11 protein-coding genes are annotated in these 11,794 nt (G+C 57.5%); 4 read left to right on the top strand and 7 right to left on the bottom strand.

Features of this window, described 5'->3' with window-relative positions; translation table 11 throughout:
- Positions 1-89: 89 nt before the first annotated feature.
- On the bottom strand, positions 90-443 hold the full coding sequence (locus tag MRBLMR1_RS23040; protein ID WP_500066460.1) for an autoinducer binding domain-containing protein: 354 nt from the start codon (positions 441-443) through the stop codon (positions 90-92).
- Between the two features lie 548 nt (positions 444-991).
- On the opposite strand from MRBLMR1_RS23040, the gene MRBLMR1_RS23035 reads away from it, so the two are divergent.
- From MRBLMR1_RS23035 to MRBLMR1_RS23025, 3 genes are all read left to right on the top strand, one after another.
- Entirely contained in the window at positions 992-2,383 is a 1,392-nt protein-coding gene (locus MRBLMR1_RS23035; RefSeq protein ID WP_500066458.1) for an amidase, read from the top strand.
- 258 nt (positions 2,384-2,641) lie between these two features.
- Positions 2,642-3,193 (top strand): hypothetical protein, encoded by a 552-nt coding sequence (locus tag MRBLMR1_RS23030; protein WP_148148658.1) that lies wholly within the window; start codon positions 2,642-2,644, stop codon positions 3,191-3,193.
- Between the two features lie 180 nt (positions 3,194-3,373).
- The gene (locus tag MRBLMR1_RS23025) at positions 3,374-3,583 is read left to right on the top strand and encodes a helix-turn-helix domain-containing protein (RefSeq protein WP_148148657.1); all 210 of its coding nucleotides are present in this window, start codon (positions 3,374-3,376) and stop codon (positions 3,581-3,583) included.
- A gap of 66 nt (positions 3,584-3,649) precedes the next feature.
- Here MRBLMR1_RS23025 and MRBLMR1_RS23020 read toward each other — a convergent pair whose 3' ends face one another.
- From MRBLMR1_RS23020 to MRBLMR1_RS22995, 6 genes are all read right to left on the bottom strand, one after another.
- A complete protein-coding gene (locus MRBLMR1_RS23020) occupies positions 3,650-4,891 on the bottom strand; it encodes a CapA family protein (RefSeq protein ID WP_500066455.1) in 1,242 nt (413 codons plus the stop codon).
- A gap of 91 nt (positions 4,892-4,982) precedes the next feature.
- Complete coding sequence (locus MRBLMR1_RS23015) at positions 4,983-6,665, bottom strand: dipeptide ABC transporter ATP-binding protein (protein ID WP_500066453.1); 1,683 nt, start codon at positions 6,663-6,665, stop codon at positions 4,983-4,985.
- 1 nt (position 6,666) lies between these two features.
- Positions 6,667-7,521: an ABC transporter permease gene (locus MRBLMR1_RS23010; protein ID WP_500066461.1), complete on the bottom strand. Its 855-nt coding sequence runs from the start codon at positions 7,519-7,521 to the stop codon at positions 6,667-6,669.
- Positions 7,522-7,547: 26 nt separating this feature from the next.
- Positions 7,548-8,519 (bottom strand): ABC transporter permease, encoded by a 972-nt coding sequence (locus MRBLMR1_RS23005; RefSeq protein ID WP_500066451.1) that lies wholly within the window; start codon positions 8,517-8,519, stop codon positions 7,548-7,550.
- A 10-nt stretch (positions 8,520-8,529) separates the two neighbouring features.
- The gene (locus MRBLMR1_RS23000) at positions 8,530-10,122 is read right to left on the bottom strand and encodes an ABC transporter substrate-binding protein (protein WP_500066449.1); all 1,593 of its coding nucleotides are present in this window, start codon (positions 10,120-10,122) and stop codon (positions 8,530-8,532) included.
- 301 nt (positions 10,123-10,423) lie between these two features.
- Positions 10,424-11,068 carry a hypothetical protein gene (locus tag MRBLMR1_RS22995; RefSeq protein ID WP_500066447.1) on the bottom strand — a complete coding sequence of 215 codons (645 nt, stop codon included), beginning with the start codon at positions 11,066-11,068 and terminating at the stop codon, positions 10,424-10,426.
- Positions 11,069-11,209: 141 nt separating this feature from the next.
- Here MRBLMR1_RS22995 and MRBLMR1_RS22990 point away from each other — a divergent pair, with 141 nt between their 5' ends.
- A complete protein-coding gene (locus tag MRBLMR1_RS22990) occupies positions 11,210-11,467 on the top strand; it encodes a helix-turn-helix domain-containing protein (RefSeq protein WP_500066445.1) in 258 nt (85 codons plus the stop codon).
- Positions 11,468-11,794 lie beyond the last annotated feature (327 nt).

Here is an 11,794-nt window from a genome sequence, read left to right as displayed (position 1 = left end):
GTGAGCGCAGGTTCATCATGTCGTCGGTCATCGGTGGTGTCCCTCAGGTTGGCTCTAAGCAACCCGACCCTACCGGAAATCACCGATGGCTATGAAATCCAGCTACACCACTCCATGGGACACGATCGGCGAAACCGCTCCGCTTCTGCCGAACGCCAGTCCAAAGTAGCCCAATCAATCGGCAACAATGCCAAGGGAAATGCACGCATCACCGGATCGATCGAGACGAAGTTATGGGCTGAATACGAAGAGGTCCATTCAGAAGGATAGGTCGTGCAATAGAAAGGATAGTTGTCCGAGGTTCCTCGGAGACGGGCAATCACGAACGTCATGTGGTTGAATTCATAGACGCTGGCAAGTTCACCAAGGACCGGTGTCATCTCCTCTATGCGATCGACATCCTCCAGCCTCCCAAGAGACCAGGAAAGAAGGCTTTGATCCATGGCTATCCTCCCTACGCTGCGCGGCCAGGCAAGTGATCGGCGATGCCGTGCGATTTATTGAGCGGGATGTGAATTTGAGGTCGGAGAAATTACCTCGACCATAGGTAGAGCATATGGGTGACACGTACTGCATTCCACAGAGTATCCTCTTCCTCGCGATCGGATCAGACCTCGTGTCTATGGCGCGAACTACGACTTTAATCCGCAGGCAACCGAACCGTACAGCAAGCTCACATTGGGCCGCTTGGATCGGACACATCCGTGCGCACCGCGAAAGACAGAATCAATGCAAATTGACAGGATCACGAGTGAGGACTGCGCAGCACTCATTGAACGCGCCGGATTGTCGCTGAACCAGGCGCAGTTTGAAGCCGCACTCCGATCGTACGGACGCCTGCGCGAACTGGCGGAGTCGTTGCGGATTCCCCGAAACCGAGCGGCCGAGCCGGCACACCTGTTCCATGTTCCAGCATCACCTCATGCCGGCGCCTCCGCTTTCGCCAAAACCGAAACTCGCCGCGAAACGGGGGACGAATGATGCCCGAAATTTGGGAGCTTGGCCTGTCAGCGATATCCGACTCATCGGTCAACGCAAATTATCGCCGGTCGATGTTCTCGACCATTATCTGGACCGTGCCTGCAGGCTCAATCCGACGCTCCACTGCTTCAACACTATTGATGCTGAACGTGCCCGGATCGAGGCTCGATCCTCCGAGGCCGAAATGTCGCGCGGCCTCTACAAGGGACGCATGCACGGAATCCCATTCGCGGTAAAAGACATTATCGATGTTGAAGGGGTTGCGACCACTAACGGCTCGCGGCTGACGATCAATGAGGTTGCCAAAACGGACTCTGCGGTTGTTCAGCGATTGCGCGCCGCAGGGGGCATCTACATGGGCAAGAATGAGACGCAGGAATTTGCGATGGGTGGCCCGGATTTCAGCCTACCCTTTGGACCTGCACGCAACCCCTGGGATATCGAACGATTTACAGGAGGTTCATCCAGTGGGTCTGCGTCTGCCGTATCTGCGGGAGCTGTGCCACTGGCTATCGGAACCTATACTGGCGGATCGATTCGAACACCGTCTGCCTATTGCGGGATTGCCGGAATGAAGCCGACCTATGGTCGGTTAAGCCGTCGCGGCATTACACCGCAGGCCTTTTCGCTGGACACGGTCGGGCCGATGACGTGGACGGTCGAGGACAATGCGATCGCGCTCGAGGCGCTTGCAGGTTTCGATCCCGAGGATCCGTCGTCAGTCGAGATTGCCCCACAGCCATGGTCGCAAGCCCCAGCACTTGGCCTTCAAGGCATGAAAATAGGTCTCGTGCGACACTTTCACGAAGAGGAACGGGACCGCTTCTCGAACGAGTGTATCTCGGCCTTCGAGACAGCAGCTCTTCTGATGAAGGACGCGGGCGCCGAAACCGTTGAGGTTAGGTTGTCACCGCTACGTCACTATTTCGCAGCGCAACGGATCATCATGTATGGCGAAGCCGCCGCCATTCATGAATACGATTCGAGGCACAACATCGAGCAGTATGGGCCGTTTTCGGTGGAGCGCTTTCTCCCCGGCTATCTGCTCACTGCGGTCGATTACGTTCAGGCTTGCCGGCGCAGGGGAGAGCTTGTCCACGAGCTGGCGGAAGTCTTCCGCTTCGTTGATCTCCTGCTTGTAGTCGGTGCCCTCAGCGTTGCACCACGAATGAAGGATGTCGCCAGAAACTCGCTGGTAAACGGAACGCCATCTGCCAATGCGCCCTTCAACCTCACTGGCTCGCCGGCGATGAGCGTTTCAGCCGGCCTGAATGCCGATGGTTTTCCGCTCTCCGTTCAGATCGTCGGACGCAATTTTGATGAATTCAGCATTTATCGTGCCGCGCATGTCGTAGAGGCTGGCATGGGCTGCAGGAATATCCGTCCGCATGCGGCAAGGTAGAAGACTGAACCTGCACTCAAGCTGTCTCCGAGCGGAGATCGGGTGAGCTCATCGGGCGGATTTTACGTAGGATGCCCGTGCTGGGGAGCGCGCTGGAGTGATCGAAGAGACTATTTCTCGAAGGTTTGCATGAAGCAGCGTGTCCCTGTAAATAGAATCTGAAACGGGACAGGCATGACAGGCGCTTTGTGTTATTGAGCGTCACCATATAATACGAATTTAGAAGCATTGCCTGGACATGGCACGCGGGAAAGCCTCTTGAAAAACCCAACCAATCGCCCTCAACGCAATTTTGTCGTCGAATACAAATCAAATCGCAGGCAGCCACGAGAAACCGCGAAGTCGATTTGGGGCAATACGGATTTACGTGCGCTGTCCGAAGCCGTCGCCGACGACATGCCGGCAACAATTGCAGCGCGCCAGCCGTCCGAAACCCCACTCGCAGTGGAGTCCGCGATCACGCCCCAGCCGGAGCCTGTGCTGACGGAAGTGCCCCCGGTTGCAGCCTTGCGGGAAGCCTGTCCCGTGGTGGAGCCGATTGCGCCGGTGATCGAGGCAGCGGAGAGTGTCCCGGCTTCGAAAAAGCCGGAGAAAGTTCGGAAGCAGCGCCTGGCAAGAACCGCAAAGAAGCGGGCACAGCGCGCCCCAAGAGCGTCGGCTGCGATGAGGGCAGCCGCCATCTCATTCGAGGAGCGCGATGTTTTGTCGGCGCTTGAGCTGGAGAACCGCCGCCTGAAAGGGCTCCTGGTCGATAAACTGCGCCGCGAGAATGACGAATTGATTGCAATGCTACGTCGGTTCGAAGACTGATCGGACATGGACAGAATTGATCTATGGATCGTGCACTCGGCAATGTGATCGATGGCACGATGTATCACGCCTCCTGAATGGGCAACCAGCGAGTCTGCAGACCTGAGCCCCGCACGAACTGCCCAGAAATGCAGAGTATACTCTGTAGATGAATGCGCGTCGCAGCGCATGAATCCGGCCATGGACATCAGAGAAATATTCGCTGCGAATTTGCGTGACACTCGGCTGAAGCAAGGCCTTTCACAGGAAGAGCTCGCACACCGGGCCGACATCCATCGAACCTATGTGAGTTCGCTGGAACGGTGCCAGTACTCGGCAACGATCGACATGGTTGACAGCCTGGCACGGATCCTCAATGTCGAAGCCGCCGACCTGTTGAAAGCACGGTAACCGATCTGGCGGACACGTACCGACAGTCCGGCGTGGGAAGCGGTCCACCCGACCCGCCGATACACTTTATCGCGCAACATCGTAGAACGCTGCATCATCCGAGATCCTGATCTGCGTGCCGAGCAATGCGCACTGGCTCTGAAACCGTCGCAGGATCCTCTGGGCGTCTTCGCCGATGGCGATTTCGGGGGCAATGCGTTGATCGAGCGCTTCCTGCTTCAGTCCTTCGCTGCCACCGATGACGACCGGATGAAACTCCATTCCGGTCAGGGATCCGTTCTCGTCGAAAAAGCAGAGCCCGATCACGCTCTCCCAGATTTCGCGAGCGGTCCATTTGGACTTTCCGGGCTGAAGGTGGAAGATGAAGTTACCGAGGCTGTAGAAAATCGGCTTGCCCTTGTATATCTCGACCGGCTGAAGAACCGGAGCACCATGGCTGACAAACATGGTGGCGCCGGCGTCAATGCAACGCTTCGCGACCGATCCGACCCAGCCCGGTACCTGGTACCAGTCCGAGGCCCAATGGTGATGATGGAGATAGGCGATGACGTGGCATCCGTCTTCTGCCGCAGCGGTGATCGCGGCAAGGTTCCGTGCAAGATCCTCCTTATCAATCTTGACGTTTCGGGCGAATCCCTCCGAGCGTCTGTAAAGGCCCCGAGCAAGCGCGATCTCTGTCAGTTCATCGACAATCGGTTTGTCGTCAGGCTGGCTGTCATTGCCGAGGTCCATCGTCGTATAGCCGACTTTGTCCCGGATCGCAGCAATCTGTTGGAACGCCTCACCATCCACATCGATGATCTGGGTTAGTTTCAGGCGATTGACACCCGGCCGTTCAGGCCGGCCTGCGGATGCGTCCGAGGCATACATGAAGTCTGGGCCAGGGCCGCCATCCATGGCGACGAGAGCAACTTTGCGACCGCTGAACGAGCCCTTGCCGGCGCGAGCTGCAGCCGTCTGGTTCCGGCCGATGCCGGCATGCAGAAAGCCGCGACGTTCGACTTCTTCAAGCGTTGACAGGATCCCGGGCGAGCCCAGGTCGAAGGCGTGATTGTTCGAGAGGGAAAGACCGTGGATGCCAAGCGATTGAAGGGTATCGAGTACGACGGGTTGGCTGGCGCCGAAAAACGAGCCCTTAAGCGGCCATCCGCCGTGGCTGCCGAATATGGTGCTTTCAAAATTGGTGAACGCGAAGTCGGATTTCCCGAGCGCCTCGCGTACGCCGTTGAACCCCGGCGTCTGAACAGTGCGAATGTCGTGCTTGATGAGGGATTGGCCGGTTACGGCCACCGTGAAGATATTGGACATGATTGGGCTTTTCCTGCGTGGCAATCAGGCGTGAAACCTGCTGAAATGATCATTGAATATTCATGGCATCGGATCGGCGAACGACCTTCCGTCAGTGCGTGAACCGGCCGGGTCGTGCGTCGATGAGACGTCGCGTGTATGGATTTTGAGATTTGGAAAAGATGAAGTCGGCACTGCCGGCATCCTCGACGACACCGTCCCTGAAAATGTAGATTTCGCTGCAAAGGTCCTGCACGAGTGCGAGGTCATGTGAGATGAACAGCATCGAGACACCTCGCTCGCTGACCGTTTCCTTCAGCAGCCTCACGATGTCCGCCTGGACCGAAACGTCGAGCGCCGAGGTCGGCTCATCAGCAACGATGATGCTGGGATTGGCCAGAAGTGCTCGGGCAATGCACACCCTCTGTTTCTGGCCTCCCGAAAGCTGATGCGGAAAACTCATCAGCAGCGATCTTGGAAGCCCTAGGCGATCCATCATCTCGCCGACATCCTGTCGATCCGATGGTGATCCCCGGCTTCCGAACCAGACGCTTTCCTCCAGGGCGGCACCAATCGACATGCGCGGATTGAGAGACATCGCCGGGTCCTGAAAGATCATCTGAATCTGGCCGAGCAGCCCATTTTTCTTTCCGGCGAGAGAGATATCGAACTGCCTGCCATTAAGGTCGAGTGATCCTCGGCCTGCTGTTTCCAACGCGGCAACAATGCGTCCTATCGTGCTCTTGCCGCTGCCGCTCTCCCCCACGATGCCCGTTATGGAGCCGCGCACGAGTTCGATGGAGACATCCCGAAGGGCAGGAGATTGTGGGCCACGCCGAAGCCAGGGGAAACTGCGACCGTCATAAGTCTTGGTTACGTCCTTCACGCGCAATATCGGGTTCTGATCAAGCTTAGTCTGTGGCACGATGTTGGCTTGAGGATCGGCCGAACGAGGCACGTCGTTGGTTGGGGAGCTGGCTGGAGGGAGACGCAGACGCGGAACCGCAGCGAGAAGATCCTTCGTATACGCGTCGGCGGGCATGTCGAGAATGGCGGATGTTGCACCCTGTTCGACGACCTTGCCGTGACGCATTACAATGACCCTGTCGGCGATCTCCGAGATCACGCCCATATCGTGCGTAACGAGCATAACCGAGACCCCTGTTTCGTCAGTGAGGTTTCGCAATAGGGCAAGGATCTGCTTCTGGATGGTCGCGTCGAGAGCAGAGGTTGGTTCATCCGCAACGATGATATCCGGCCTGCCGGCCAATGCGATGGCGATGACGATACGCTGCCGCTGTCCACCGGAAAACTGGTGGGGGTAGTGACGGAAGCGTATGGCGGGATCGGGGATCCCCACGCGCTGCATGAGTTCGAGCGCACGACTCTTCGCCTGCCGCGATGTCAGGCCATCGTCCAGTGCCCGTATCGTTTCGACGATTTGAGATCCGACACTCATCAGCGGGTCGAGGGAGGCTGTGTGATCCTGGAAAATCGCCGAGATCCGGCGCCCCCTCAACTCCATCCGCTGCTTGTCGCTCAATTCATTGAGCGCAAGTCCTTCAAACAGAATGCGTCCGCCGGTCTGGCTAAATCCGGGTGCGAGCAGACCGAGGACCGCATTGCCGAGCGACGATTTTCCAGCACCGGACTCGCCAATTAGTCCGAGTATCTCACCTCGTCGCAACTCGAGACTGACATCGCGTAGGATGGTCGTGGTCGCCGCGGCGCCCTGATGTTTGAGGGCGAGGTTGTCTACAACGAGGAGGGGTTCGTGGTGGTGTTGCTGTTCCATATCAACGGCTCCTTGGATCGAGCCGCCGGCGCACATTCTCGCCGACGAAATTGATGCTTGCGATGAGGCCGAACAGAGCCAGACCGGGAAAGAGGCTGATCCAGTATTGTCCTGTAAGCAGATACTGAAACCCGTTAGCGACGGCGGAGCCGAGGGACGGCTTGTCGATCGGCACACCGAGGCCGAGAAACGAAAGCGTTGCTTCCAGCGCTACGGCATGACCGAGTTCGATCGGGACGAGGGTGATTGCGGGAGCAATGCTGTTCGGAAGAAGATGGCGAAAGATGATACGTCGGGTTGGCAGACGCAGGAGGCGCGCTGCATCCAGGTATGACTTGGCTGCCTCGCTCATCGCGACGCCGCGTGTCACGCGAGCGTAGGTAGCCCATTGTACGATCACGAGCGCCAAGATGATGCGGTCGATACCCGGCCCGAGCGTAACGATGGCGATGAGGGCAACAAGGATGGTCGGCAGGCTGAGCTGCAGATCGACGATCCGCATGATCAAGGCGTCGCCCCACTTGCCTGTATAGGCTGCTGTTACTCCGGCAGTCACTCCGATAAGAGCTGCGAGTGCCGTACTGGTGAAGGCAACGAAGAGGCTTATCCGTAATCCGTAAAGGACGGTGCTGAATATGTCGCGTCCCAGTCCGTCGGTTCCGAGCAGGTACGTGTAACCACCGCTGCCGGCGGTTCCCGGAGAAGACGAGGCCTCCCAGGCGTATATCTGCAACGGGTCATAGGGATTTTGAGGAACGATCAGAGATGCCGCGACTGCCAGCAGGACATAGGCCATCAATATCAGCAGCGGCAGGCTGACGCCGGATCGGCCGGAGCGTTTCCAGAATGTCCGCATTGTATCGGTTTTCATAGGGATACCTTTCAGGCACCGCGGCGCGTTCGCGGATCGAGAACGACATAAAACAGGTCCACGAGTGCGTTGAGGGCGACAAAGGCGATGGAGATGAAGGTGAGGGTCGCCATGACGACCGGGCGGTCGAGAAGCTGAATCGAGTCGATCAGCAGTTTTCCGACGCCTGGCCAGTTGAAGATCGACTCCACCACCACGGCAAAGGCCAGCATTCCACCGAACTGCATGCCGATGATCGTGACAATCGGAACGCTGATGTTTGGCAGTGTATGCCTGAACAGGATGCGGCGGGGCGAGAGACCCTTCGCCTGGCAAAACCGTGTGAAGTCCTGGGTTTCCACCTCGATCGTTCCGGACCGCGTCAGCCTTGCGATGAGCGCAACGTTGGGAAGAGCAAGTGCCAACGCCGGAAGCGTCAGTTGTCTGAGCCCATCAAGCGTCAGGAAGCTCCACTCGGTTCCGAGGAGAGCCCCTGTTGGCCCCCGGCCGCCTGACGGGAACCAGCCCGTCAGGATGGCCCCGATCAGGATGAGCATCATGCTTAGCCAGAAGGACGGTATGCTGAGCGCGACCACGCTCAGGCGAAGGATAGCGCGATCCACCGGCCTGTCCTTGCGGCGACCGGCGAGTAGACCCAGGAGTATCCCTGTCGGCGCAGCGATCATCATCGCAACGATTGCGAGCTCGAGGGTTGCGGGGAGCTTGCCCATCACCAGCTGGAATGCCGGCAGGTGATAGATGTAGGAGGTCCCGAAATTACCTGTGAGGACATTGCCGATGAACCGGAAATACTGATGCCAGACCGGCTGATCCAATCCGAGAGCCACGGTCGCTCTCCTGATATCCTCAGGAGTAGCGGTTTCGGCGTTGACAAGATTGAAAACCGGGTTGCCGACGCTGTGAATGCCGATGAAGCCGATTACGGACATGACAAGGAGGAGGAGGAAGGCTTGTGAAAGCCTTCCAATGATTGCTGATATCATGGTGTCGCCCTCACTCGGTCGGTGGGGCGGCCTGCATGGCCATTGTCCAACCACGCGGGTGGACGGTGTAGGAACCAACCTTCTGGCTATGCCCGACGATCAGATGGAAGTGATAGAGCGGAATAGTGGGATAGTCGGCCATGACGAATTCCGTCGCGCTGGCGAGTGCCTCGCTGCGGCCAGGTCCTTCCTCCATCGCCTTGGCTTTGGTCAGCATCTGGTCGAAGGTCTTGTTTTCATAACGACCGTAGTTCAGCGACCCGGTGCCCAGCGCTTCGTTTTGGGATGCGAGGACGCCATCGAGGCAAAGTGTGACAGCTTCTCCAGAGCAGCCGCCATACCAGAGAGGATACTCGCCACTTGAGCGCTTGGTCATGAAAACGGAGAACGGCGAAACGACAGGCTGTACCGTGACGCCGATACGAGCCCAGTTTTGGGCAACGGACTGAAGCGATTCGGCGTCGCCCGGATAACGACCGCCCGGCCCGGCGAGCACCACACTGAACCCATTCGGGTAGCCAGCCTCTATAAGCAGCGCTCTTGCGCCATCATAGTCCGGCGGCGTGACCTTGAGCTTGTCCGACGTTCCTGAAAGACCCGGTGGGAAAATCTGGGAAGCAGCCGTGCCGTAACCAGACAGGATTTTTTCGGTTATGAACGGACGATCGGTTGCCATCGTCAAAGCCTGGCGGACGCGGCTGTCACGGAAGGGATTGGCAATTGTTTTGCCGGACTTGTCGGTGATGCCCGGATGCGTTTCGCTCGCGATATCGAATTGCAGGAAGTTCGACCGCGATGCGCTGGTGCTCTCGATCTTGATGTTGCGTTGCTTGAGATTTTCGACATCGCGGGCAGGGATGTAGTCGGCCAGATCGACGTCACCCGTTGTGAGCGCCGCTACGCGGGCAGCCGGGTTTTCAATGACGCGGAACGTGACATCGGACCATGCCGGCGGCTCGCCCCAATAGTCGGGGTTGCTGGCAAGTGTCAGCCGCTCGCCGGACTGCCAGCCCGCAAATTTGTAGGGACCGGTGCCGTTTGGCTTCGCGACCGAATTCAGTTCTTCGGTCGTCGCGAAACCACTTGTCTTGTGCGGCAGGATGAACAGCGTCGTCATCTGGAGTGGAAGGGTAGGGGCCTCGCCATCGGTCTCGATCAAAATAGTCATCGGGTCGGGAGCGATCACAGACTTGATCGGCTTGGTGTATGACTGGAAGCCGCCGCTCGGGGGCTTCAAAAAGTCGCGGACTCTCTCAATCGAGTAGATGACGTCCTGAGCGGTGAAGGGAGAGCCATCATGAAACCTCACGTCTTCGCGCAACTTGAACTCCCATTGCGTTGGGGCCAGCCGCTTCCAGGAGACGGCGAGAGCAGGCTGGGGAGAGAGATGTTCGTCCTGCCTGACCAGGCGCTCATATATATGGGCGAGAAGCGCGTTGTTCTCGTTGAGATCGGCATAATGCGGATCGAGCGTCATCAGCTTCAGCTGCGTCCCGATGCGCAACTCCTCCGCCATCGCCGTCGTTGCCGCAAGACCGGGGGAGAATACGGTCGCGATTGCTAGCGCCAGCAAAAGCGACCGGAATTTACGGATGAATTGCATTACGACGTTCCCTTCTTTTTTGGTTTATTCAGCATTCCTTCAATGCGACGAGGAGTTGTCTCGACGCACACACCATCCTTTCCGCGACACGCTCCAATGGCGCCGCTGGTTAGGAATTCCTAATTATGAATTGCATACTCTGTAGTGGTATACTCTACATTGCATAACGCGATGAGCATGAAAAGCGGAAATTTCGCTTAATTTTCACGAGCGTTCGATCAGCCTCGGTTTAGAGAATGCGAATGTGAACGACGCGACTGCGGACGAGATCGAACTTCGGACTTTAAACGGGCGACCTGGATCAGCGATCACGACCGGGGAGGGAGAATACACCGTTCATCGCAAGGAGATCGACTAGCATCGCACTGAGCTGCGGCCAGGGAAATTCCTCGCTATCAGACCGCGGTGCCCCACGTTTCAAGATACAATGCAGCTTTGCAGCGGCAGCGACAGTCGACATTGCCGGCGCTTCCGACAGCTCCGCCGCCAATTGCTCCTCAACGATCGATGCTTCGCTTTCCGCTTGCTTCGCCCGGCTGTAACCGACCGATAGGTCTGCGGCATCCCACCGCCGTCGCTTGGCAAGCAATTCGGCCGCTGCATTTGCACGCGCATCGGCGAAACTTTCGCCTCGAAGCTTGTCCTGAATTTCTTTGATGGTGGACACAACGGCCACCCCGCCGTGATCGGCAAGTTGGATCTCCACTCTTGCAGCGGGAACCATGGCAAACAGCGTGCTCTCGAGTTCCTGCTGCTTGCAACTTCGGTGGCCGAGCTCCCGGAAAGCAAGCATCCAGGCTTTCCACCTTATCAGAACAACGTCGCGGATGCCGGGAAGCCAGCGTTCCTGATCCGCGATATTCCTGGCCAGAAACCACTCTGTTGTTTGTAAAGGGTTTCTGCACGTGATTGCAGGCAAAGTTCTGCTATTCTCAGAATCAGCCATGATCCGAGCTCCAGACAGCTAGGGTTTGGTCAGGTCGAGAGTGGCGCTGCTACGCCTTCTCGACCGTCTGCGGTGCAGATAATGGCATAAACAATGTAAGAGGGCGGATCAAGCGAATTCGCCTATATTAGGCGATATTTTATGGATCCAATTCAGTGCCGGATGGCTAGAGCAGCAATCGGACTAAGTATCGCCGAGTTCGCCGGCTTGGCGAAAGTATCGACCAACACGGTCGTAAGATTCGAAAGAAACGAAGAGCTAAAATCATCGACAGTCGACCACATGACCGGGGTGTTTCAAGGCTTGGGTATCACTTTCCTCGCGGATACTGGAAACGGCATCGGTGTTTTGTACAAGAGGGAAGATGGGACTGAAGTGGTAACCCATGACAAGCTGTAATAATTGTCGGGGCTTGAGGACGAATCTTCCCGGTGAGGTCGAACCAGAATCACTTAGATATCGCCGCATTAGCGAATTGTGGTAGCGGCGATTGCGGCGGCGCTTTGTCTTCCATCTTCGCCCCGAGTGGTCGCTTCCCGTAATGCTGTCGGTATCGGAGCAATACTCCCCGTGCATGTGCCGGTTCCGGGGCGGCCGAACTAGGCCGCGTCCCCATAAACGGGGTTCATCTTGTTGACGGTGTGTGATTCACTCTCCTTGAAAGGAGATTGCCATGCGCCGTCACGAATTGAGCGACGAAGAATGGGCCGTCATCGCACCACTTCT

It is taken from the genome of Neorhizobium sp. LMR1-1-1.1 (assembly GCF_040675795.1).
Lineage (GTDB): Bacteria > Pseudomonadota > Alphaproteobacteria > Rhizobiales > Rhizobiaceae > Neorhizobium > Neorhizobium cellulosilyticum.
This window is presented reverse-complemented; position numbering and strand designations above follow the sequence as displayed.